At 71.5% G+C, this 23,592-nt stretch carries 22 protein-coding genes; 14 read left to right on the top strand and 8 right to left on the bottom strand.

Features of this window, described 5'->3' with window-relative positions; genetic code table 11:
* Nucleotides 1-93: 93 nt before the first annotated feature.
* From LEL83_RS00525 to LEL83_RS00500, 6 genes are all read left to right on the top strand, one after another.
* Complete coding sequence (locus LEL83_RS00525; RefSeq protein ID WP_225557310.1) at nucleotides 94-1,392, top strand: ABC transporter substrate-binding protein; 1,299 nt, start codon at nucleotides 94-96, stop codon at nucleotides 1,390-1,392.
* Nucleotides 1,393-1,403: 11 nt separating this feature from the next.
* On the top strand, nucleotides 1,404-2,372 hold the full coding sequence (locus tag LEL83_RS00520; protein WP_198656513.1) for a carbohydrate ABC transporter permease: 969 nt from the start codon (nucleotides 1,404-1,406) through the stop codon (nucleotides 2,370-2,372).
* Nucleotides 2,372-3,289, top strand: a complete 918-nt coding sequence (locus tag LEL83_RS00515) for a carbohydrate ABC transporter permease (protein ID WP_198656514.1) — start codon at nucleotides 2,372-2,374, stop codon at nucleotides 3,287-3,289. The genes LEL83_RS00520 and LEL83_RS00515 overlap by 1 nt, the downstream gene beginning before the upstream one ends.
* Nucleotides 3,290-3,357: 68 nt before the next feature.
* Nucleotides 3,358-5,016 (top strand): glycoside hydrolase family 13 protein, encoded by a 1,659-nt coding sequence (locus LEL83_RS00510; RefSeq protein WP_225557309.1) that lies wholly within the window; start codon nucleotides 3,358-3,360, stop codon nucleotides 5,014-5,016.
* A gap of 125 nt (nucleotides 5,017-5,141) precedes the next feature.
* A complete protein-coding gene (locus LEL83_RS00505) occupies nucleotides 5,142-6,071 on the top strand; it encodes an ABC transporter ATP-binding protein (RefSeq protein WP_198656516.1) in 930 nt (309 codons plus the stop codon).
* A complete protein-coding gene (locus tag LEL83_RS00500) occupies nucleotides 6,068-7,288 on the top strand; it encodes an ABC transporter permease (protein WP_198656517.1) in 1,221 nt (406 codons plus the stop codon). The genes LEL83_RS00505 and LEL83_RS00500 overlap by 4 nt, the downstream gene beginning before the upstream one ends.
* Before the next feature lie 22 nt (nucleotides 7,289-7,310).
* Here LEL83_RS00500 and LEL83_RS00495 read toward each other — a convergent pair whose 3' ends face one another.
* A complete protein-coding gene (locus LEL83_RS00495) occupies nucleotides 7,311-7,943 on the bottom strand; it encodes a TetR/AcrR family transcriptional regulator (protein WP_225557308.1) in 633 nt (210 codons plus the stop codon).
* A gap of 131 nt (nucleotides 7,944-8,074) precedes the next feature.
* On the bottom strand, nucleotides 8,075-8,740 hold the full coding sequence (pnuC, locus tag LEL83_RS00490; protein WP_198656519.1) for a nicotinamide riboside transporter PnuC: 666 nt from the start codon (nucleotides 8,738-8,740) through the stop codon (nucleotides 8,075-8,077).
* A 393-nt stretch (nucleotides 8,741-9,133) separates the two neighbouring features.
* On the opposite strand from pnuC, the gene LEL83_RS00485 reads away from it, so the two are divergent.
* Genes LEL83_RS00485 through LEL83_RS00450 form a run of 8 tightly spaced genes read left to right on the top strand, consistent with a single transcriptional unit; the run spans nucleotide 9,134 to nucleotide 15,706 of the window.
* Nucleotides 9,134-9,688 (top strand): alternate-type signal peptide domain-containing protein, encoded by a 555-nt coding sequence (locus tag LEL83_RS00485; RefSeq protein WP_198656520.1) that lies wholly within the window; start codon nucleotides 9,134-9,136, stop codon nucleotides 9,686-9,688.
* A gap of 45 nt (nucleotides 9,689-9,733) precedes the next feature.
* Entirely contained in the window at nucleotides 9,734-10,312 is a 579-nt protein-coding gene (locus LEL83_RS00480) for a hypothetical protein (protein WP_225557307.1), read from the top strand.
* Entirely contained in the window at nucleotides 10,309-11,202 is an 894-nt protein-coding gene (locus LEL83_RS00475; protein ID WP_225557306.1) for a hypothetical protein, read from the top strand. Before LEL83_RS00480 ends, LEL83_RS00475 begins: the two co-directional genes overlap by 4 nt.
* Nucleotides 11,190-11,972: a signal peptidase I gene (locus LEL83_RS00470; protein WP_198656523.1), complete on the top strand. Its 783-nt coding sequence runs from the start codon at nucleotides 11,190-11,192 to the stop codon at nucleotides 11,970-11,972. The genes LEL83_RS00475 and LEL83_RS00470 overlap by 13 nt, the downstream gene beginning before the upstream one ends.
* Nucleotides 11,911-12,369, top strand: coding sequence for a hypothetical protein (locus LEL83_RS00465; protein ID WP_225557305.1), 459 nt, complete (start codon nucleotides 11,911-11,913; stop codon nucleotides 12,367-12,369). The genes LEL83_RS00470 and LEL83_RS00465 overlap by 62 nt, the downstream gene beginning before the upstream one ends.
* A gap of 49 nt (nucleotides 12,370-12,418) precedes the next feature.
* Nucleotides 12,419-13,894, top strand: a complete 1,476-nt coding sequence (locus LEL83_RS00460; RefSeq protein ID WP_225557304.1) for a cryptochrome/photolyase family protein — start codon at nucleotides 12,419-12,421, stop codon at nucleotides 13,892-13,894.
* Nucleotides 13,895-13,922: 28 nt separating this feature from the next.
* Complete coding sequence (locus tag LEL83_RS00455; protein WP_225557303.1) at nucleotides 13,923-15,242, top strand: GNAT family N-acetyltransferase; 1,320 nt, start codon at nucleotides 13,923-13,925, stop codon at nucleotides 15,240-15,242.
* Nucleotides 15,242-15,706 (top strand): DUF2087 domain-containing protein, encoded by a 465-nt coding sequence (locus LEL83_RS00450; RefSeq protein ID WP_225557302.1) that lies wholly within the window; start codon nucleotides 15,242-15,244, stop codon nucleotides 15,704-15,706. Before LEL83_RS00455 ends, LEL83_RS00450 begins: the two co-directional genes overlap by 1 nt.
* A 13-nt stretch (nucleotides 15,707-15,719) precedes the next feature.
* Here the strand turns inward: LEL83_RS00450 and LEL83_RS00445 are convergent, their stop codons facing one another.
* The 6 genes from LEL83_RS00445 to LEL83_RS00420 form a co-directional block, all read right to left on the bottom strand.
* Nucleotides 15,720-16,724, bottom strand: a complete 1,005-nt coding sequence (locus LEL83_RS00445; protein ID WP_198656527.1) for an ABC transporter permease — start codon at nucleotides 16,722-16,724, stop codon at nucleotides 15,720-15,722.
* Nucleotides 16,721-17,656 carry an ABC transporter permease gene (locus LEL83_RS00440; RefSeq protein ID WP_225557301.1) on the bottom strand — a complete coding sequence of 312 codons (936 nt, stop codon included), beginning with the start codon at nucleotides 17,654-17,656 and terminating at the stop codon, nucleotides 16,721-16,723. The genes LEL83_RS00445 and LEL83_RS00440 overlap by 4 nt, the downstream gene beginning before the upstream one ends.
* A complete protein-coding gene (locus LEL83_RS00435) occupies nucleotides 17,653-19,374 on the bottom strand; it encodes a dipeptide ABC transporter ATP-binding protein (protein WP_225557300.1) in 1,722 nt (573 codons plus the stop codon). The genes LEL83_RS00440 and LEL83_RS00435 overlap by 4 nt, the downstream gene beginning before the upstream one ends.
* Nucleotides 19,371-21,038, bottom strand: coding sequence for an ABC transporter substrate-binding protein (locus LEL83_RS00430; protein WP_225557299.1), 1,668 nt, complete (start codon nucleotides 21,036-21,038; stop codon nucleotides 19,371-19,373). The genes LEL83_RS00435 and LEL83_RS00430 overlap by 4 nt, the downstream gene beginning before the upstream one ends.
* Nucleotides 21,039-21,242: 204 nt before the next feature.
* Nucleotides 21,243-22,193 (bottom strand): cation-transporting ATPase, encoded by a 951-nt coding sequence (locus tag LEL83_RS00425; RefSeq protein WP_225557298.1) that lies wholly within the window; start codon nucleotides 22,191-22,193, stop codon nucleotides 21,243-21,245.
* A gap of 119 nt (nucleotides 22,194-22,312) precedes the next feature.
* On the bottom strand, nucleotides 22,313-23,587 hold the full coding sequence (locus LEL83_RS00420; protein WP_225557297.1) for an FAD-binding protein: 1,275 nt from the start codon (nucleotides 23,585-23,587) through the stop codon (nucleotides 22,313-22,315).
* Nucleotides 23,588-23,592 lie beyond the last annotated feature (5 nt).

Raw genomic sequence — 23,592 nt, 5'->3', positions numbered from 1 at the left:
GATTTTCTCGCTACATTTAGTCCTGCGAGCGGCAGCGGAGCCGTTCGCAGGTCGGAACGGCAGGGACGCCGGGTCCGGACGGACGGAGACGACGTGCAAGCACACGCCACCGCCAGGAGCACGGCATCGGTGAGCCGACGCGGGTTCCTGCTCGGAGCGGGCGGCATCGGGGCGGGCCTCGCGCTCGCCGGGTGCGCCCCGATCGGGTCCTCGAGCGCCAAGCCGGAGACCATCACGTTCTACGTGTCGAAGCCCGAGGTCATCGGCTACTTCGACGACGTCATCGCGCGGTTCCACCAGACCCAGTCGAAGGTCCGTGTCGTCCGCGACTCGACCTCGAGCATGTCCGCGAACTTCGTCCGGAACCGTCCGCCGGACCTCGGCTGCTGGAACTACAACTTCTCGGTGGTGCCCTTCGTGGAGCACGGCGCACTGTCGGACCTGTCCGACATGCCCCAGGCCGACACCATCAACCCCGACCTGTGGCCGCTCATGGAGCAGACCGCCGACTACCCCGGCCGGAAGAGCGCGCTGCCGTACTCGGTGACCGCCGCGTCGGTGATCTACAACAAGGCGCTCTTCGCGGAGCAGGGACTGGACGTCCCGACGACGTGGAGCGAGTTCGCCGACGTGTGCGAGCGCCTGACCACGGCCGGCATCGCGCCGATCTACGGCACGTTCAAGGACAACTGGACGATCGCCCAGGGCATGTTCGACTACTCGATCGGCGGCATGATCGACACCCCGCAGGTGTTCGCAGCGCTGCGGCGCGAGGGCACGAGCGTGGGGAAGGACTCGTCGGTGTCGTTCGCACGGGACTTCCGGGAGCCGATGGAGCGCATGGTGCAGCTCCGCGCCTGGCACCAGGACGGGGCCGCGAGCCGCGGGTACGGCGACGGCAACCTCGCCTTCGCGCAGGGCAAGGCCGCGATGTACCTGCAGGGGCCGTGGGCCCTCGGCGAGATCGCCAAGACCACGAAGGACATGGACCTCGGCACGTTCCCGCTGCCCGTCACCGACGACCCGGCCGACCGCAAGGTGCGCGTGAACGTCGACCTGGCGCTCTGGATCCCCGAGGCGTCGCGCAAGCAGGAGGCCGCCCGCGAGTTCCTGTCGTTCCTGATGAGCACGAAGGTCAACGACCGGTACAACGCCGACAACAACGGCTTCGGGGTCCGCAAGGACGCTCCCCCGGCGTCGAACCCCGCCCTGCGCGGCATGCAGTCGTACTACGACGACGCCGCCTTCTACCTCGGCGCATCGCAGCTCATCCCCGCCGAGATCCCGGTCGCGAACTACGCGCAGTCGATCGCCTTCGGCGGCGATCCGCAGCGCCAGCTCCGCACCCTCGACGCCGACTGGGCGCGTCTCGCGCTCCGCACGGCCGCGTAAGGAGACGTCCCATGGCAACCACGACCACCGAAGCCGTCACGACGGCGGGCCGACGCCGACGGGGCGGAGCCGCGCCGGGCCTCCAGGCCGGACGACGGGACGGACTGCGGGACGGACGCCGCAAGCCCCGCGTCGACCCGCTCTTCCTCGCCTTCCTGCTCCCCACCCTGCTGTTGTTCACCCTCGCGATCACGCTGCCCGCGGTGATGGGCATCGTGCTGAGCTTCACGAACTCCGTCGGCTTCGGCGAGTTCCGGTTCATCGGCCTGACGAACTACGTGGCGGTGTTCTCCGACCCCGCGATCCTGCAGGCCTACCTGTTCACGCTCGGGTTCTCGCTCGTCACCGTGATCGTCGTGAACGCCGTCGCGTTCCTGCTCGCCATCGCGCTGACGTCGAAGATCCGCGGCAAGATCGCCCTGCGCGCGGTGTTCGTCCTGCCGATGGTGATCTCCGGCATCGTCATCGCGTACGTGTTCTCGTTCCTGTTCGCGAACAGCCTGCCGGCGTTCGCGACCGCGATCGGGTTCGGGCCGCTCGAGCAGAGCATCCTGGCGGACCCCGACCTCGCCTGGATCGCGATCGTGATCGTCACCGCGTGGCAGGCGATCCCGTCGACCCTGCTCATCTACATCGCCGGGGTGCTCTCGATCCCCGGAGAGGTGTACGAGGCAGCGGCCCTCGACGGCGCGAGCGCGTGGCGGCAGCTCGTCTCGATCACCGCGCCGCTGACGGCGGGCTACATCCTGATCAACCTGGTCATCGGGTTCAAGAACTTCCTGAACTCGTACGACATCATCGTCGGCCTGACCGACGGCGGCCCCGGCACCTCGACCACCAGCGTCGCGATGAGCATCTTCAAGGGCTTCAACGGCGGCGACTACGCCTACCAGATGGCGAACGCCACGATCTTCTTCGTCATCGCGGTCGTCATCGCCGTGATCCAGCTGCGGGCCACCCGCGGGAAGGCAGCGCTCTGATGTCCCTGCAAGCACCCCTGCGCCCCGGCACGACCGCCACCGGCAGCATCCGCTCCGTCGACGCCGACCGCTCCGCCGGCGGGTCCGGCGGATCCGGGCGCGGCCGGTCCAACTGGCCCGTCACCGTCGTCCTCGTCCTGTGCGCCCTGTCCGTCCTGGTGCCGCTGTACGTCACGCTGACCATGGCGTTCAAGACCACCGGGCAGGCCGTCGACGGCAACGCGTTCTCGCTGCCGGCACCGTTCAGCGTCGACGGCTTCGTGCAGGCGTGGGAGCTGACGGACTTCCCGCGGGCGTTCGCGGTGTCGGTGTTCGTCGCGGCGATCACCGTCGTCGGCACGATCCTGCTCGCCTCGTTCACGGCGTACGCCATCGCCCGCAACTGGGACCGCCGGCTGTTCCGCTGGTCGTTCTTCTACCTGCTCGCCGCGATGTTCCTGCCGTTCCCGGTGCTCGCGCTGTCGCAGGTGAAGCTCACCGGGCTCGCGCACCTGGACAACCCGCTCGGCGTCGCGATCCTGCACGTCATGTTCCAGCTGTCCTTCAGCGTGCTGCTCTTCACGGCCTTCCTGCGGTCGATCCCGGCCGAGCTGGAGGAGAGTGCACGCATCGACGGTGCGAGCACGGGGCAGGTGTTCTGGCGACTCGTGTTCCCGCTGCTGGCACCGATGAGCGCCACCGTCGGCATCTTCGCGTTCCTGGCGTCGTGGAACGACTTCGTGATGCCGTCGCTGATCACCTCGGACCCGGCACTGCAGACCCTGCCGGTGCTGCAGCAGATGTTCCAGACCCAGTTCAGCAACAACTACAACGTGTCGTTCGCCTCGTACCTGATGGCGATGGCCCCGGCGATCATCGTCTACCTCGTCACCCAGCGGTGGGTGATGGCCGGCGTGACGCAGGGCGCCATCAAGTGACCGCCGCCGGCACCGACCCCACCGCCACCGCCACTACCCCCGCCCCCTCGACCCACGAAAGGCCCGACGTGACCGACACCCTCGCCCAGACCGCCACCACCACGAACGACGAGACCTGGTGGCGCCAGGCCAGCGTCTACCAGATCTACCCCCGCTCGTTCGCCGACGCGAACGGCGACGGCATCGGCGACCTGCCCGGCATCACCGAGCGCGTGCCGTACCTGGCCTCGCTCGGCGTCGAGGCCGTCTGGCTCAGCCCCTTCTACCCCTCCGCCCTGGCCGACGGCGGCTACGACGTCGACGACTACCGCGACGTCGACCCGCGCCTGGGCACCCTGGACGACTTCGACCGGATGGTCCAGGCGCTGCACGCCGCCGGCATCCGGGTGATCGTCGACGTCGTCCCGAACCACACGAGCGACCGGCACGAGTGGTTCCGCGAGGCCCTCGCCGCCCCCAAGGGCTCACCGGCCCGCGACCGGTACGTGTTCCGCGACGGCAGCGGTCCGTCCGGCGAGGACGCCCCCGCCGACTGGGTCTCGATCTTCGGCGGCCCGGCCTGGACCGCGGTCGGTGACGGCCAGTGGTACCTGCACAGCTTCGCGAAGGAGCAGCCCGACCTGAACTGGGCGAACCGGCAGGTGCGCGACGACTTCCTGCACACCCTGCGGTTCTGGTCGGACCGCGGCGTCGACGGGTTCCGCATCGACGTCGCCCACGGTCTGGCGAAGGACCTGGGCGAGACGCTGCCGACCTGGGCCGAGCTCGCCGAGATGCCGAAGGACGGCACGCACCCGCTGTGGGACCGCGACGACGTGCACGAGATCTACGCCGAGTGGCGGACCGTCTTCGACGAGTACACGCCGGCCCGCACCGCGGTCGCCGAGGCCTGGGTCCCCGCCGACCGACGCGCCCGCTACGCCAGCGCCGAGGGGCTCGGACAGGCGTTCAACTTCGACCTGCTCGAGGCCGACTTCGACGCAGGCCAGTTCCGCACCATCATCGAGTTCAACCTCGGCCTCGCCGAGCAGTCCGGCTCGTCGACCACGTGGGTGTTCTCGAACCACGACGTCGTCCGGCACGCCACCCGCTACGCGCTCCCCGCCCGGAACGGCGGCGAGCAGAAGCAGGGCGCCGCGTGGCTGCTCGCCGGCGGCTCGCAGGACGCGCTCGACCGGTCGCTCGGACTCCGTCGCGCGCAGGCCGCCACGCTGCTCGAGCTCGCCCTGCCCGGCTCGGCGTACCTGTACCAGGGCGAGGAGCTCGGTCTGCACGAGGTCGGCGACGTCCCGGACGCCGAGCGGCAGGACCCGGCGTTCTTCCGCAACCCGGGCGTCAACGTCGGCCGCGACGGCTGCCGCGTGCCCATCCCGTGGACCCGCTCCGGCCCGTCGTTCGGGTTCGGGCCCGCGGGCTCGCACCTGCCGCAGCCGGCGTGGTTCGCCGACTCGAGCGTCGAGGCCGAGGACGCCGACCCCGACTCGACCCTGAACCTGTACCGCACGGCGCTCGGCCTGCGCGGCCAGCTGCAGTCCGAGGAGCACCTCGAGTGGCTCGAGACCGGCCGCGGCGACGTGCTCGCGTTCCGGCGGCCGAACGGCTGGACGAGCGTGACGGTGTTCGGCGACGAGTCGTACGTGCTGCCGGCCGGCGAGCTGCTGCTCGCCTCCGCCCCCGTGGTCGACGGCGCCCTGTCGGGCGTGGGGACGGCCTGGTTGCGGTCCTGACGGAACCGGGTGACGGACTGGAGGCGCGGTGCGGGCAGGCACCGCGCCTCCCGTCCGTCGTGGCGGTACCGCCCCGGGCCGCGACCGACACCCGAGACGTCGCCCGGTCCCGGTAGGGTCGCCCCATGAGCGGGGCGAGCATCGACGTGCAGGACTTCGTGATGCGGTTCGGGGACCGCACCGTCGTGGACGGGTTGTCGTTCGACGTCGCCCCCGGTGAGACCTTCGGCCTGCTCGGCAGCAACGGGTCCGGCAAGACCACCACGATCCGCGCCCTGCTCGGCATCACCACGCCGACGGCGGGGACCCTGACGATCGACGGTGAACCGTACCGGCCCGCCACCGGCGGCATCGGCTACCTGCCCGAGGAGCGCGGGCTGTACCGCAAGGAGTCCGTCATCGACGTGATGACCTACTTCGGGCGGCTCCGCGGTCTCGGCCGAGCCGAGGCGACCGCGTGGAGCACGGACTACCTGGCCCGCGTCGGGCTGGCCGACCGGGCGAAGCTGCGCGTCGACAAGCTCTCCGGCGGGCAGCAGCAGAAGGTGCAGCTCGGCATCACGATCATGGACCGGCCCCGGCTGCTCATCCTCGACGAACCGACGAAGGGCCTCGACCCCGTGAACCGTCGGCTGCTGCTCGACCTGGTCGACGAACGGAAGGCCGACGGCGCCACGGTGATCCTGGTCACGCACCACATGGACGAGGTCGAGCGGCTGTGCGACCGCATCCTGCTCCTCAAGGACGGCGCCGCCGCCGCGTACGGCACGGTGCCCGACGTGCAGGACGCCTTCGGCGGCGCCGTCGCCCGGGTCGGCCTCGTCGGCGCCGTGCCGCCGTCGCCGCTGTACCGGCTCGCCCGGCACGAGGGGCACGTCGCCCACCTCGTGCCGACCCCGGCCGCCACGCCCGACGGCGCCGACATCCTGGCGTCGCTCGTCGCCGCAGGTGTGCACGTCACCGCGTTCGAGATGCGGCGGATCCCGCTCGACGAGATCTTCGTGCAGGTCTACGGGCACGACGCCCTCGCCGCCGCCGAGGGGGTCGCCGCGTGAGCACCCTCGGCACCGTGGTGCGCTTCGAGTTCGTCCGCGCCGTGAAGAAGCCCGCCTTCTGGATCGGCACGCTCGCACTGCCCGTCGTGATCGTCGTGGTGTCGCTGCTCGTCGGCATCGGCCAGGCGGCCGGCACCGACTCGGTGGTGTCCGGGTCCTCGGCGACGAAGACCCCGTTCCACTACGTCGACGAGTCCGGGCTCGTGTCCGAGTCGGTCGCCGCACGGTGGGGCGGGTCACCGTCCGACGACGTCGCGGCCGACCGGGCGGCGGTGCGCGACGGCGAGCTCGACGCCGTCATCGTGTTCCCGTCGTCGCCGTCGAGCACGGCGATCCGCATCGACGCCGCCGACCGCGGCCTGTTCGCCAACGGGGTGTACTCGTCGCTCGCCGAACGGGTGCTGGAACAGAGCGTCGCGGCGTCGGTCGACGACGCCGAGACGGTGAAGCTGCTCCGCACTCCCCCGGACACCGACCTCACGACCTACGCCGACGGCCGGGTGGCACCGGGCTGGCTGTCCGTCGTCCCGCCGTTCCTGTTCGTGGCGGCATTCTTCGGCCTCGTGGTCCTGTTGGCCGCTCGCATGGTCACGGTCGTGGTCGAGGAGAAGGAGAACCGCATCTCCGAGATGATCCTGACCGCGGTCACCGCCGGCGACCTGATCCGCGGCAAGGTCGTCGCGATGCTGCTGGTCGGCCTGGTGCAGGTCGGGGTCTTCCTCCTGCCCGGCCTGGTCGGCCTGCTCGTCGCGCTGCCCTTCATCGCGTCGCGCCTGGGTGGCGTCACCGTCGATCCGTGGCGGATGGTCACCGGCGCCCTGCTGCTCGTCGGCGGGGTGCTCCTGGCATCGGGACTCTTCGTCACCGTCGGCGCCGCGGTACCGTCGATCAAGGACGCCTCGGCGCTGCAGTCCGCGGCGATCTTCGCGCTGATCATCCCGCTCTACGCGGCGTTCTTCGTGGCGACCAGCCCGTCGTCGCCCGTGGCGCAGTTCTTCACGTACTTCCCGACGTTCACGCCCGTGTCGGCCATGGTCCGGAACGCGGTCGGGGCGCTGACGGTGACGGAGTCGGTGATCTGCATCGTCGAGGTGTTCGTCGTCGCCGGGCTGCTGCTCTGGTTCGCCGAGTACCTGTTCCGGCACTCGGTCGCGCAGTACGGGTCGAAGGTCACCGTGCGGCAGGTCCTGTCGTGGCGGCGGGGGCGTCGGGGCTGAGACCGCCGGACACCGTGCGGCGTCAGACGCGGACCGGCACCTCGTCGAGGTCCCACGAGGGGACGTCGTGCCGCTTCCACCCCTGCCGCAGCGTGCCGACCGCCCGGTCGAACTCCACCAAGACGTCGATGTAGGGCCGGACGAGCATCTGGATCTGCATGCCCTCGTACACGGCCAGCAGCTGCGTGGCCGCCTGGTACGCGGGGATGGACGACTCCTCGACGCCGCGGTCGAAGTCACGCTGCAGGCCGACGGTCAGCTCCTCGACGTACTCCTCGAAGCGCTTGCGGAACAGGTCCGAGAACCGGGACTCCGAGCTGGCGATCGTGACCACACCGGCGAGCACCCGCACGAGCCCCGGATCGGCGACGTCCTCGGCCAGGGTGAGCCGGACGTGGTCGATGGTGCAGGACGGCTCGGTCACGCGCCGCGACCCCCGCAGCTGCGCCCACCGGTCGTAGGTGACCAGGAGCAGGGCGTCCCACGTGGGGAAGAGCCGTTCGACGGTCTCGAGCGACACACCGGCCACCTCGGCCACGACCGAGGCGTCGACGGCATCGAACGGGTGCAAGCGGTACGCACGGATCGCCGCGCGCACGGTGCGTTCCGCGAGGGACTCGTCGTCCGCCACGCGCTCGCCCTGCAGGGGTTCCATCCCCCAACTACACCGCATGTGCGCCGGTTTGTCTCGTCCCAGACCGGGGGCCGTGCGTCGTCGGGATCCTCGGATCCTCCTCGGGTCCTCCTCGGGTCCTGCGCGGCTCCTCCGGACGGCGGGTGCGACCGTCAGCCGACGGTCACCGGAGCCGCGGACGGGCGGACCCGCTGGCGCATCCAGACGAAGAACCCGGCGAGCGTGAAGACGCCGTAGAACACGTACATCAGGCCGGACGCGTAGTAGCCGGCCGAGAACAGCAGCGGCACGCCCACCAGGTCGACCGCGACCCAGATGAGCCAGAACTCCACCCACCCCTTCGCCATGCCGTAGGTGGCGAGCAGGGAGCCGACGAAGATCCACGCGTCGCTCCACACCGGCTCGTACGAACCGAGCGCACGGAACAGCGGGGTCAGGGCGGCGGTGCCGCCCACCATCCCCAGGACCAGCAGTCCGCGGGTCCGCCAGGAGGCCCAGTGCGGGTCGATCACGGTGGTCGCGTCGTCGGGACGGTGCGTCCAGCGGTACCAGCCGTAGATGCTCACGATGATGAACATGACCTGACGCCCGGCCTGCCCGAGCAGGTTCACCGGGTTGGGGGTGTCGAACAGGGCGCCCATGAAGACCGTGAAGAGCAGGGCGTTGCCGACCAGGCCGACGGGCCAGGCCCACACCTTCCGGCGCATGCCGCCCAGCGCGCTGAGCAGGCCGAAGACGTTGCCGATCACCTCGCGCCAGAGCACCGTCTGGTCGCCGATGACGATCTGCGCGTCGAACAACCAGCGCACGATGTCCATGGGTCCTCCTCGTTCCGGGACGGTGCAACGACGCATCACCGACCGGCATTCCTGCTGGACGACCATCGATCATGCTCGCCGGCACCGTGAAAACGGGGTACAAACTGTGTCCTCCTTCTCGGGGACTGAAATGACCCCCGTTCTGGGGTCGTGGTGAACGCTCGTTCTCGCTTGTCCGCACTTTGGGGGACAGCTAACGTCGAAGCCAGAGCGAGTCCAGCCCGCCCGAGCAGCAGCACATGCGCTCCGAGGCCCGGCGACCGTTCTCGGCACCGGTCAGCCGCGACCCCCTCCAACCCCTGGGTCGATGACGAAGTCCCCCACCGGACACGACGCCCGAATGTCCCCGGTGGGCTTCAGCGTGCCACGAGCACGCAGGAACGGATCAACCCCATGCACAAGATCGTCACCGGCGCCATCGCCGGCGCAGCAGGCGTCGCACTCCTCCTCGGCGGTGCGGGCACCTTCGCCCTCTGGAACGCGAGCGCCTCGAGCGCCGCGTCGTCGGTCAACTCGGGCACCCTGACGCTGAGCGCCAACAACGACGGCGCCTGGACGGACATCACGAACGGTCGTTCCACCGCGATCGACCCGACCAAGGCCCTGATGGTCCCGGGCAACACCTTCCAGTTCACGCAGACGCTGACCATCGGCGCGACCGGCCAGGACCTCAAGGCCAACCTGACCTACGCGAACCAGAGCATCACCGGCGACGCCGCCCTGCTCGCCGCCACGACGAAGACGCTGGCCGTCACGTCGACGAGCGCCTCCGTCGTGCAGTCCTCGTCCGCCGCGAACACCTTCGTGGTCTCGCCGTCGTCGTCCACCTCGACCGTCAAGGTCGTCTTCACCGTGACGCTGCCCGCGTCGGCGACCACCGGTCAGGGCGGCTCGATCAACCTCAGCGCGCTCGCCTTCACGCTGACCCAGACCGCGATCGGTTCCTGATCCACCGATCGCCACGAGCCGACCACGACGACCAGGAGCACACGCATGACCGCCACACCGCGGACGACGGGACGCCACCGCGCAGCCCGACGACACCGCTGGGTGTGGCCGGTCGCGCTCGGCCTGGTCGTCGCGGTCGGCACCGCGCTCCTCGGGACCGGCGGGACCTACGCGCTCTGGAACGGGACCGCGAGCACCGCGGCCACCAGCGTGCGCTCCGCGACCGCGACGATCACCGTCGGCACGCTCTCCTCGATGAACACCACCGTGCTCGGACCGGGGACCAGCACCAGGGGCACCTTCACGGTCCGGAACACCGGGTCGATCCCCCTGTCGATGCGCGTCGCCACGACGTCCGCGACGTCGTCGTCCACGGCCGCACTCGGTGAGCTGACCCTCCGACTGGCGACCGTGTCGTCGGCCGCGGACTGCGCCGCCGGTCTCGCCGGTGCGAGCGGCCGTCTCGCGACCTTCGACACGGGCAGCAGCTCGTTCACCCTGCCGGCCGGCGCGAGCGGTGTCGGCTGCGTCGAGGTCGTCCTCGACGCCGACGCCCCGCAGAGCGTCGCCGGCGCCACCACGGACTTCTCCCTCACCGTCACGGGAACGCAGGTCTCCGCATGAACCGCCGCCTCCGGCTCGTCGTCGCCGTGCTCCTGGCCGCTGTCTTCGTCGGTGGCGGGTCGAGCGCCGCGTGGGCGCTGTGGAGCGCGTCCGGCACGACCACCGCGACCACCCGGGTCGGCACGGTCGCGGGCACGATCAGCGGCACCAACGCCCTCACCACGACGTTCTCGTCGGGCGTCACGGCGATCACGAAGCCCCTCACGCTGACCGACTCGGGCACCCTCGGCGGAACGACCACCACCACGGTCTCCGTCGCGTCCGGCAGCTCGACCGCCCTGGCGCGAGCCGTCACCGTCGTCGCCTGGCCCGTCGCCTCGACCGCTGCGTGCACCACGAGCACGGCCGTCGGCGGCGGATCCGTCACCGGGTCCTGGGCGTCGCTGCCGAGCATGAGCTCGAAGCTCGCCGCCGGCGCCTCCGCCGTCTGGTGCACCCGCAGCACCCTGCAGTCGTCGGCCCCCGCGGGTTCGACCGCGAAGGTGGTCGTCGCCCTGACCGTCACGAGCGGGACCTGGACCTCCGCCGTCGTGTCGGGCGGGTTCACCCTGACCACACCGGCAGCGGTGGCCGACACGCCGTCACTGGTCTGCACCGACCACGGCGGCTGGTACGTCGACGTCCGGTGGGACGCCGCGAACCGTCCGCAGGACACCTGGTACGGGGCCTTCGTCGGCTCGACGCCGGTCGGGCAGAAGGCGCAGGACTACTCCGCGTTCATCACCATCTCGCCCGCGGACATCCCCGCGAGCGCCGGCACCTCGGGCACGCTGACCGTCACCGTCAAGGTGCTCGACAGCACCGGCACCCCCACGACGACCGTCGCGGGCACCGGCAAGGTGACGCTCTTCACCCAGGACAACGGGGCGGCGATCCGATGCGGCGTCTGACCCCCACGACGCCCAGGACCGGCTGGCGTGCGGTCGTCCACGCGGTCGCGTTCGGACTCAGCACCGGACTGCTGCTCATCGTCGCGGGCCTGGCCGTCGTGCTGATCGTCGTGCCGAAGGCCACGGGCTCGATGCCGCTCACCGTCCTGACGCGCTCGATGGAGCCGACCTTGCCCCCGGGCACCCTGCTCGTCGTCCGGCCGGTCCCCGTCGAGGACATCCGCGTCGGCGACGTCGTGACCTACCAGATCGTCTCCGGGCAGCCGGCGGTGATCAGCCACCGCGTCGTGTCGGTGGCCTCGTCGTCGGACGGCGAACGGACCTTCGTGCTCAAGGGCGACGCCAACGCGAAGGCCGACCCGGCCCCCGTCACCGCGGTGCAGATCCGCGGTGTGGTCTGGTACTCCCTGCCGGAGATCGGCATCGTCAACCAGGTCGTGAACGGGTCGCGCAGCTGGCTCATCCCCGCGGTCGCGGGCGTGCTGCTGACGTACGGCGCCGTCATGATCACCGCTGGCGTCGTCAGCACCGCTCGACGCCGACGGGCCAGGACCGGCCACGGACGCCGGAGCGCGGCGCACCGGGTCGCACACAGCAGCACCGAGACCACGGACACGAGCCGGTCTAGGCTCGGTGGACGTGACGGACGGCGTGCAGCGGGCGCAGGAGCTCCTCGACGAGGCGACTCGACGGCTCCGCGCGGCAGACGTGCCGGACGAGGCACTCGGCGAGTACGTGCAACCGAAGGCCGTCCTGGGGATCCGTCGTGACCCGACGATGCGACCGCTCGGCCGGGTCTGGCGGGTCGGCGCGCTGCTGATCGGGTCGTCGCCCGAGACCACCGGCCGGGTCTGGGCCACGGGAGCGATCACCTGGGTGACGGAACCCGGCCGGGCGCAGTTCCAGTCGGTCTCGGCCGAGGTGCGCCGCGCCTACCGTGCCGCGGCGGCCAAGGGACACTTCGCCGCCGGCGACACCGTCAACCACGGTGCCGTGCCGATCCCCGTCGACGACACCCTGGTCGGCGGCGACGGGGTGCTCTTCGTCGCCGACGACGTGCCGTCCGTCCGCTGGTCCCCCGCCGCAGGCACCGCCGTCCCGCTCGCCGACTACCTGGCCGACCGGGTCGGGCTCCTCGTCGACCCGCCGCGGGGCGCGACCGACTGAGCCCGCGGGCTCCCAGCTGTCGCCGCACCGCCTCGGTAGGTTCTGCGGCATGCACGCCGAACGCCGCCGCATCGTCCTGCCCGGGCAGTACGGCCCCGCGTTCGACGACGGCGGGCCGGCCCTGGTGGTCGAGGCGCGCGAGTTCTTCACGGCGCGCCCGGTGCACCGTGCGAAGGCCCACCTGTGGCTCAGCGCGCTGCGCCACCGCGTCCGCGAACTCGGCGACCGGGCCGAGCACGTCCAGGTCGACACCCTGCGCGAGGCGCTGGCCGGCCGGGCAGGGCTCGACGTGGTCGATCCCCCCTCGAGCACGATGCGGGCACAGGTCCGGCACTGGGGCCAGGACGTCCTCGTCCTGCCGAGTCGCGGCTTCGTGACCGACGAGGCCGAGTTCGCCGAGTGGGCGGCGCAAGGCACCGGGCGGTTCCGGATGGAGCAGCACTACGAGCGGGTCCGGCGGCGCGAGGGCTGGCTCATGGAGCAGGGGGCACCGCTCGGCGGCGCGTTCAGCCTCGACGCCCAGAACCGCCAGCCCCCGCCGAAGGGTGCGACGACCCTCGGGCTGCCCGAACCGTGGTGGCCGGTCGAGGACGACATCGACGAACAGGTCCGACACGATCTGGACCGGTGGGAGCGGGACGGCGTCGCCCGGTTCGTCGGGCGTGACGACCGGCGCCGTTTCGCGGTGACCGCCGACGAGGCCCGCCGCGCCCTCGACGACTTCGTCGCGGTGCGGCTCGGCGACTTCGGCCCGTTCGAGGACGCGACGCTCACCGACGACTGGACGATGGCGCACTCGCTGCTGAGCGTGCCGATGAACCTGGGCGTGCTCGACCCCGTCGAGGCGATCGACGCAGCGCTCGAGGCACACCGGACCCAGGCGGCACCGCTGGCCAGCGTCGAGGGTTTCGTCCGGCAGATCGCCGGGTGGCGCGACTACGTCTGGCACCTCTACTGGTGGTTCGGCGACGACTACGGTGCCTCCGAGAACGCGCTCGGGGCCCACGAGCTCCTGCCCGACTGGTGGCGGGAGCTGGACGCCAGCGAGATCGACGCCGTCTGCCTGCGGACCGCGGTCCAGGGCCTGCACGACCACGGGTGGCTGCACCACATCCAGCGCCTGATGGTCCTCGGCAACTGGGCGCTCCAGCGCGGGTACGACCCGGTCCGGCTCACGGAGTGGTTCACCGACGTGTTCGTGGACGGCACCGACTGGGTGATGCCGGCGAACATCATCGGCATGTCGCAGCACGCCGACGGGGGCATGGTCGCCACGAAGCCGTACGCCTCGGGCGGTCGGTACATCGACCGCATGTCGGACCACTGCGGCGGGTGCCGGTACGACCCGACCCAGCGCACCGGGGACGACGCCTGCCCGTTCACCGCCGGTTACTGGGCCTTCCTGTCCCGCGCCGAACCGGCACTCCGCGACAACCACCGGATGGTCCGCCCCCTGCAGCAGATGCGGCGGCTGCCGGACCTCGACCAGGTCGTCGCCCAGGAAGCCGCCCGCCGCTCGCCGTGACGGCACCTCGTCCCGGTAGTGTCGGAACGTGAGCAACGAGGCATTCGACGACCGCTACGAGCTGCGCGAGTTCGCGCCCGGGACGGACGACAAGGGGGCACCGAACGCCGAGACGGCAGCGTGGATGCAGGCCGTGGGGATGGGGTTCCACGAAGCCGACCCCGACGCCGAGGGCGCGGCCCGCATGGTGTCGCACTTCATCGCCGACGACGAGACGTTCCTCGGCGTGTACGTGCGCCAGCCGTTCCCGGGCTCCGTGGACGAGACGTGGCCGGCCGGCACCTTCACCTGGTTCCGCAAGGCGCTGAGCTGGGGCGACGGGTCCGCGATCGACACGCAGGCGATCTCGGCCGTGACCGTCCGCCCGACCGAGCGTCGCCGCGGCATCCTGCGCCGGATGATGACGCACGCGCTCGAGCGCGGTGTCGCCGAGGGGTATGCCGTCGCGTCGCTCACGGCGTCCGAGGGCACCATCTACCGCCGCTTCGGCTTCGGCTGCGCCATCCGTGAGCGCGCGGTGCACGTCCGCCGCGAGCGCGCACTCCCCCTGCTCGCCCCGACCTCGGGTACGGTGTCGGTCGTCACGCCGCAGTGGCTGGCCGACGGCCCGGGCAAGGCGCTGTTCGAGCGCTTCCACGCCCGCACGCCGGGCTCCATGGTCCGCAACACCGGGACCTGGCCGATCGTGTTCGGCCTGATCGGTCCCGACGACAAGCCCGCGAAGGACGTCCGTGCCGCCGTGCACCGCCCCGACGGCTCGGACGAGCTCGACGGGTACGTCACGTGGCGGATCAAGGAGTCGAACGGCGCCGACACCACGCTCGAGATCGTCGACCTGGTCTACGCCGACGACGCCGCCTACACCGCGCTGTGGGAGTTCCTGCTGTCGATCGACCTCAACGACGTCGTGAAGTACAACCGCTCCCGCCTCGACGACCCGATCGTCGCGGCGCTCGGCGACAACCGTGCGTACGACGTCGACCACGAGGAGGACCACGTCTGGCTGCGTGTCCTCGACGTGGCCGCGGTGCTCGAGTCGCGCCCGTTCGCCGTCGACGGGTCGCTGACCCTCGCGGTCACCGATGCGCTCGGCTTCACCTCCGGCACGTACCGGCTCGACGTCCAGGAGGCCCGTGGCACGGTCACGCGGATCGCCGACGACGTCGACGTGGCCGGGTCCGACATCCAGCTCGATGTCGCGGAGCTCGGCGCGCTGCTCATCGGGTCGGTCTCCCCCGGCACGCTGGCCGCTGCGGGACTCGTCCGTGCCGCGGACCCGACGTCGGTGCAGCGGCTCGGGGCGATGCTGACGCCGCCGCGGACGCCGCACGGCATCACGTACTTCTGATGACGGTCGCCGACACGCTCGGTCGGGCACGCCAGGTCCTGTCGGTCCTGGCGTCCCCGACCCTGCGTGCGGCGGTCGTCAGCGACGGGCACCTCGACGAACGGACCCGCAGGTCGATCCGGTCCTTCGACTGGCTCGACGACGACGGCCCCGATGCCGAGGTGCTCGGCCGGACCGCTCGGGACCTCCAGCGGTTGCAGTCCCCTGCGGGCCTGCTCGAGTTCGCCCGGATCGAGCGGATGCCCGCCAAGGACGCCGAGCGCCACGGGCTGTCGGTCCGTATCGTGCAGCTCGTGTTCGAGCGGCTCGGTGGTGGCCGCGCGGTGTCCGAGCCGGTGCTGAACGCCGCGATCGCGATGTTCGCCGCGGATGTCTCCGTCGTGCGCCGGGACGCCGTCGACCTGGGCGTGCTCGAGCGGACCGCCGACGGTTCCGTCTACCGGTTGGTGGTCGGGCCGCCCTGACCGGCCCGGTGCCCTACGCCCGGCGCCGCACCCGGGGGTCGACGATCGCCGACACCATGTCGACGATCACGTTGGCGGTGACGATGAGCAGCGCCGAGAACACCGTGAACCCGACGACCACCTGCAGGTCGAGCGTGTGCACCGCGTCGATGAGCAGCGCTCCGAGTCCCTGCATCGAGAACACCTTCTCGGTGATGACCGCACCGCCGAGCAGCGACCCGAGGTCGAGCCCGAACAGCGTCACCACGGGCAGGATCGCGGTCCGCAGACCGTGCCGCACGACGACCTGGCGCTCCTTCAGGCCCTTCGCGCGGGCCGTCCGCACGAAGTCCTGCGACATCGACTCGAGCATCTCGCCGCGGGTGAGCCGGGCGTAGATCGCCGCGCTGATGAAGGCGAGCACGCTCCACGGCAGGATCAGGTGCGTGAACCAGCCGACCGGGTCGTCGGAGAACTCCACGTAGCCACTCGTCGGCAGGATCCCGAGCACGAAGCCGAACAGCAGGATGCCGAGCAGCCCGACCAGGTACGCCGGCGAGGACACCCCGGCGACCGCGACCGTCATGACCGCCCGGTCGACGAACGTGCCACGCCGCAGGGCCGACACCGCGCCGCCGAGGACCCCGGCGACGAGCCAGAGCACGGCGGCCCCGACGGCGATCGACGCCGTCACGGGCAGACGCGACAGGATCAGGTCGGTGACGCTCTCGTGCAGCTGGAACGAGTAGCCGAAGCAGGGCGCCGCGCACTCGATCACGCTGTTGCCGCTGCCGAAGGTGCGTCCGGCGAAGATGCCGGCCAGGTAGGCGCCGAACTGGGCGATCCACGGCTTGTCGGTGCCCAGGAACGCCTGGACCTCGCGCAGCCGGTCGGGCGTGCAGGGCTTGTCGCAGATCGCGCGCGCCGGGTTCGTCGGCAGCAGCATGAACAGCGCGTAGGTGATCGCCGCGACGACGAGCAGCACGACGGCGGCCCCGAGCAGGCGGATCGCCAGGAACCGGAGGGTGGCGGCGTTCACTTGGTGCCCCCTCGCGGGTCGAGGGCGTCGCGCAGGGCGTCGCCGAGCACGTTGAAGGCGAGGGTGATGAGGAACAGTGCGGCTCCGGGGAACACGAGGTACATGGGGTCGGTCTGCACCCAGCCGATGGCGTCGCCGATGCTGCGGCCCCACGACGGCGTCGGCGGGTTCACCCCGACGGCGAGGAAGGACAGCGCGGCCTCGGCCCCGATCATCGAGGGGATCGAGATCGTGGCGTAGACGGTGATCGTCGCGGCGAGGTTCGGCAACAGCTGCGTGCGGATGACGTGCCAGCGACCGGCCCCCATCGCCGTGGACGCCACGACGTAGTTCCGGCTGACGAGCGACAGCGTCTGCCCGCGGACCACGCGCGCCACGGCCGGCCAGCCGAAGAACCCGATGACGAGCACGACGAGCAGGGGCTTGGGGAACGAGGTCGGCACGATCGCGGTGAGGGCGATCATGAACACGAGCGACGGGAACCCGAAGATCACGTCGACGACCCGGGACAGCACCCGGTCGTACCAGCCGCCGAAGAACCCGGTCGTGACGCCGACGAGCACGCCGATGACGATCGACAGCAGGGTGGCCGCCAGTCCGATGCCCAGCGAGGTCCGTGCGCCGTAGGTGACGATCGAGAACAGGTCGCGGCCGGTCAACGGCTCGACCCCGAACCAGTGCTCACCGCTGATGCCACCGCCGGCGCCACGCGGCGCACCGAAGTCGTTCAGCGCGTCGATGTCGTACGCGTACGGGTCCTGCCCGGACAGCTTCGCGATGAGCGGAGCGGCGACCGCCACCACGATGAACACCGCGATGACGACGGCGGCACCGACGGCCCAGCGGTCCTGCCGGACCCGACGCACGACGGCGCGGAACCCGGTGGCGCGGCCGGACGGTGCGACCGGTCGGTCGACGACGTTGGCGGTCACGAGGCCGCTCCTTCCCACGCACGCCACGCTTCGCGGCGGGCGGCCTGTCGCTCGGGGTCGGCGACGGGCGCTGCCGCGAGGAGCATGCGCGTGTAGTCCTGTTGCGGGTCGTCGAGCACGGCGTCGGTGTCGCCCCGCTCGACCACGCGGCCGTCGTGCAGCACGATCACCTGGTCGGCGAGCTGGCGGACGACGGCGAGGTCGTGGCTGATGAGCAGCATGCCGAACCCGAGGTCCTGCTGCAGCTCGGCGAGCAGGTCGAGCACGGCGGCCTGCACCGTGACGTCGAGCGCCGAGGTCGGTTCGTCGGCGATCACGAGCGCGGGCCGGAGCGCGAGTGCCCGGGCGACGGCGACGCGCTGCCGCTGCCCGCCCGAGAGCTGGTGCGGGAAGCGCTCGGCCCACGACGGGTCGAGCTGCACGGCGGTCAGGAGCTCGCGCACCCGCTCGGCGCGGTCGGCGGCGGAGGCCGTGCCGTGTACGAGCAACGGCTCGGCGATGCTCCAGCCGATCGTCTGCCGGGGGTTGAGCGACGACGCCGGGTCCTGGAACACGATGCCGACACGGCTGCGGAGCTCGCGCAGGCGTCGGCCGCGTGCGGTCCGCAGGTCGCTGCCGTCCACCTCGACCGAACCGGCGACCACGGGCACCAGACCCGCGAGCGCACGTCCGATCGTCGACTTGCCGGAGCCCGACTCCCCCACGAGGCCGACGGTCTCGCCGGCGTGCAGGTCGAGGTCGATCCCGGACACGGTCGGTCCGCCTCGGCGCGAGTACCGCACGGCGACGTCACGCAGGCGCGCGACGAGCGGGCTGGAGGCGCGGCTTCCGTCCGCCCCGTCGGTCACCGCAGCGGTGTTCGCGCTGGGCGACACCGCACGCGCCCCCGCAGACGTGAGGTGTCGCTGGGCGCGTGATCCGGGCTCGCCGGCCCGCGCCTCCAGGCTGGGGACGGCGGCGAGGAGCTCGCGTGTGTAGTCGGCGGTCGGGTGGGCGAAGACCTCGGCGACGGTGCCGTGCTCGACCGGGTCGCCGCGGCGCAGCACGAGCAGGTCGTCCGCGACGTCCGCCACCACACCCATGTCGTGCGTGATGAGCAGGACGGCCAGGGAGCGCTCGCGGCACAACCGGCGCAGCAGGTCGAGGATGCCGGCCTGCACCGTCACGTCGAGGGCGGTCGTCGGCTCGTCGGCGAAGAGCGCGACCGGGTCGCCGGCCAGGGCCATCGCGATCATGGCGCGCTGGAGCTGGCCGCCGGAGAGTTCGTGCGGGTACGCCTTCCGGATGCGCTCCGGGTCGGGCAGCCCGGCATCGCGCAGCAGCTCGTCGACGCGCGTCCTGACCCCGGCGCGGTCGAGTCCGGACGGGTGCGCGCGGACGGCCTCGGCGATCTGGGTGCCGATCGACAACACCGGTGTGAACGAGTTCATCGGCTCCTGGAACACCACGCCGATGCCCGCACCCCGCACGGCGCGGACGACCTCAGCGGGGGCACCGATGAGCTCCTCGCCACGGAAGCGGGCGCTGCCCGACACCGTGGCCTGCGGCGGGAGGAGCCCGAGCACGCTCATGGCGCTGACGGACTTGCCCGAGCCGGACTCGCCCACCAGGGCCAGGACGCGGCCGGGTGTCAGGTCGAAGGAGACGTCACGGACGACGGGCTCCGCGTCACCGAACGCGACGCGGAGCCCCTCGACCTGCAGGATGGGATCGGTCACTGCTCGAGCGAGACCTTGAGGTAGTTCGGGTACGCGGGGAAGTCGGCGATCTGGAAGTTCTGCACGTTCGAACCCGCCAGGAACGACTGCTTCGCGTAGATCAGCGGCACGACCGGTGCGTCGGCCATGATCTTCTGGTCGGCCTCGGCCCACAGCTCCTGCGCGTCGTCCTGGTCGACCGTCGAGCTCGCCTTCGCGATGAGGGCGTCGACCTCGGCGTTGCGGTACTTCGAGATGTTGTAGCCGCCGCCACCGATCTGCGACGAGTCGTACAGGGGCTGCAGGTTGGCGTTCGCGCTCGGGAAGTCGGGCTGCCAGCTCGACAGCGACAGGTCGAAGTCGGTGCCGTTCGTGGTCGCCTGCGTGAAGGAGTCGTAGTCGAGCGGCTTGAGCGTCACGGCGATGCCGGCGCGCTTGAGCCCGGACTGCAGCGCCTGCGCCTGTGCGAGGTAGGTCGGGTCGTTCTGCGTCACGAGGGTCAGCTTCAGGTTGCTGACGCCGGCCTCCTCGAGCAGCTGCTTGGCCTTGTCGACGTCACCGGTGGGCTTCGTCTCGTACAGGTCGTAGTCCTGGCGACCGGCGATGCCCGGGGTGATCAGCGTCGAGGCGTACGACCCGGCGATGGCTCCACCGGCGGCGATCCGGAAGGACTTGCGGTCGACGGCGTACTGCAGCGCCTGGCGGACCTTGAGGTCCTTGAGCTCCCCGCGCTGGGTGTTGATCGCCATGTACGAGATCGGGCCGGCCTTCGAGGTGGCCAGACGCTCCTGCGCCGCCGGGTTGCTGCGGACCTGGTTGAGCTCCGCGGCACCGAGGTAGATCGCGCCGAACGAGTTCTTCGCGTCGCCGTTGTCGGCGATGAGCGTCTGCGTCACCGTGGACTGGTCCTGGCTCTCCTTGAAGACGATCTTCGAGGGGCCGGCCGTGCGGACCTCGTCGGTCTTCGCGCTCCAGTTCTTGTTCCGCACCAGGGTGACCTGCGAGCCCTGCGTGTTCGACTGCACCTGGTACGGCCCGGAGGCGACGGGCTCGAGGTCGTAGGCACCGGTGTCCTTGCCCTCGCCCTCGGGGACGGGGGTGAACGCGGGCATCGACGCGAGCCACGGCCAGTCACCGTACGCGTCGTTGAGCTTGAAGACGATGGTCTTGTCGTCGGGGGTCTCGATGCTGTCGAGCGACTTCCCCTCGAACGGACCCTTGTAGTCACCGCCGCCCACCAGGAGCGACTTGTGGTAGCTCAGGCCACCGCTCAGGGTCGGCGCGAACGAGCGCTCGATGCCCCACTTGATGTCCTTCGTGGTGATGGGCGTGCCGTCCTGGAACTCGACGCCGTCCTTGAGCGTGTAGGTCCAGGTCTTGCCGCCGTCGCTGGACGTCCCGGTGTCCGTCGCGAGGTCGGGGACGACCTTCGCGGTCTTGCCCGGCTCGACGTCCCACGTGGTGAGTCGGCGGGCGACGAGGCCCATCGAGGTGATCCCGAGGCTCTGGCTCGTCGCCGGGTCGAGGTGGAACGAGGTCTGCGGCGTCAGGATGGTGAGCGTGCCGCCCTTGGCCGTGCCCTCGGCCCCGTCGCCCGACGTGTCCCCGCCCGAGCAGCCGGTCAGCACCAGGGCTGCTGCTGCGGCGACGGCCGCGGTGATCGTCAGGCGGTTGGGGCGTCTCATGACGGTGCTGCTCCTCGGGAGGGGTGGTGGTGACCGGGGTGGCGGTCACTCCGACGACGGAACGGTCCGGTCGCCGGGCGGCGTCCATCCTGACACCGCGACGGTGACCCGTCCGAATCTCGCGCGTCCGGGACGACGCACGACGAAACATTGCAAGCGTCGGACGCCGTCCCGCTATTCCCGGTGCAGCAACACCGCGTGCCCTCAGCGGTCGAAGAGCCCGCCCAGGAAGTCGTTGCCGAGGTTCGACGCCTGCTCGCCGAGGCCGGACGCCTGCTCGCCGAACCCGGCAGCCTGCTCACCGAACCCGGCGGCCTGCTCACCGAACCCGCCGAGCAGCTGCTCGCCCTCGCCGACCAGTCCCTCGACACCGCCGCCGAGGTCGCCCAGCCCGAGGTCGCCCATGCCGGACGCGATCCCCTCGAAGTCGACGCCGAGGTCGGCGGCACCGGCCAGCACCGGACCGGCGGCGGCGCTGAGCACCGCTCCCCCGGCGACCGCTGCGGCGAGCCCGCCGAACGCCATCGCGCCCGCACCGACCGCGGCACCACCCGCGAAGGCCCCGCCGCGGCCACGTCCGCCGCCCGGACGGCCGGATCCGCCGAGGACCCGGCGGATCAGCCCCGGACGCGACATCTCGCCGCGGGTCATCGCACGCGCCATGCTGCCCGCCGAGTCGTCGCGCAGGTGCTCGTGGGGCGGGAGCTCCGAGTTCAGGCGGTCGCGGACCTGCTGGCGCTGCGCCGGGGTGAGCCGGGCGAAGGCGTCGTGGTGGACCTGCTCGAGCTGCTCCGGCGATGAGGTCTTGAGCAGGTAGTCGTACTTGGCGATGGCCACCTTGTCGGCGTCCGCCTGGCCGTGCTGGGGCTGACCGGTGTGCTGCTGCGGCTGCGCGTACCGGGGCGGCTGCGGCTGCCCGTGCTGCTGTTGCGGCTGCCCGTACTGCTGCTGGCCGTACTGCGGCGGCTGCCCGCCCTGCGGCGGCCGCTGCTGCTGACCGCGGTCGTCGCCGGTCAGCTTGTCCGCGGCCGTCCGCACGATGTCCCGCCAGTCGGTGCCGCCGTGCTGCTGCGAACCGCCCTGACCCCCGCGCTTCTGCATCTGCTTGTCGATCGCCTTCGAGGCCATGCCCAGGATCCGGTTGAAGTTCGCCATGCCTCCACCTTTGCGTTCTCACATGTGCAGGCCCGGCGACCACCCAGCGCGTCTCCCGCACGTTCGGTGGGCATCGCCTGAGAGCGGTCCCCCGCCGGTGAGCGTGCCGCCGGTGCGCGTCAGGACAGGATGCGCGCGAGGAACGCGTTGCGGAACCGACCCGTGGGATCGAGGTCACGGGCGAGCGCCGCGAAGTCGGACAGCCGCGGGTACGCCTCGTGCAGCCGCTCGGCGCTCGCAGCGGACACCTTGCCCCAGTGCGGCCGCGGGTCGAACGGCGCGAGCACCTCCTCGATCCGCTCGACGGCGGCCGTCACCGCGGCGGCGTCCCGGCGGAACGTGAAGTGCAGGCCGACCGACTGCCGGCCTGCCGAGGGTGCGAGCCACGCGGTGTCGGCGGCGATGGTGCGGACCTCCGCGGCGATCAGGATCGGGGCGAACAGCGACGCCAGCGTGCGGAGGGCCTCGAGCGCGGGCACCGCCGAGGCTGCGGGGATCAGGTACTCCGCCTGGATCTCGGCCCCGGTCGACGGGGTGAACGAGGACCGGAAGTGCGGCAGCCGTTCGGACCACGGTCCGGGCACGCCACCCTGCTCGGTCACGCCAGCGGGGTCGTTCTCGCCCGGGTGCACGGGTCCGGTCGCGGGGCGCGCTCCGAGTCCGACGAGGTCGACCGCGGGAGCGGCCTCGTCGACACGGTGCTTCACCCAGACCTGCCGGGCACCGCGGTCGTCGAACGCGGTGAACATCGACACCGAGTAGGCGTCGGACATCACCTGGTCGAACCGCGACGCGACCGCGTCCCAGGGCAGGTCGAGGTGCACCGTCGTCGCGACCTGGAACGTCGGCTCGATCGCGAGCTCCACCGCGGTGACGACGCCGAGGGCGCCGATCCCCACCCGGTGGGCGTCGAGCAGGCCGTCGGGCGACGCGGCGTCCACCCGCACGAGCGAGCCGTCGGCACGGACGACGTCGAGACCGACCACCGCCTGCGCGAGCGACGGGTTCCGCACGCCGGAGCCGTGCGTGCCGGTGGCGACGGCCCCGGCCGTGGAGATGTGCGGCAGGGACGCGAGGTTCCCGAGTGCCCAGCCACGGGCCTCCAGGCCGGCGGCCACCTGGCTGTGCGTCATCCCGGCGACGACCCGGACGACGCGACGCGCGGTGTCGATGTCGAGCACGGGCGGCAGGTCGGCCAGCGACACCTGCACGGCGTCGGTGTCGGCGATGGTGTTGAACGAGTGTCGCGAGCCGAGCGCCGTCAGGCGCGGCGTCGAGGCGACGAGCTGCTGGAGCTCGTCCACCGACGTCGGCCGGGCCAGCGCCGAGGCGCGGTAGGTGACGTTGCCCGCCCAGTTGGTGCGGGTGCGCTCGGCCGCGATCACGTCGTCCATCGTGG

The organism is Curtobacterium oceanosedimentum (genome assembly GCF_020297365.1).
Classification (GTDB): Bacteria; Actinomycetota; Actinomycetes; order Actinomycetales; family Microbacteriaceae; genus Curtobacterium.
Note: the sequence above shows the minus strand (reverse complement) of the source record. Positions and strands in the feature narration are given on the sequence as shown.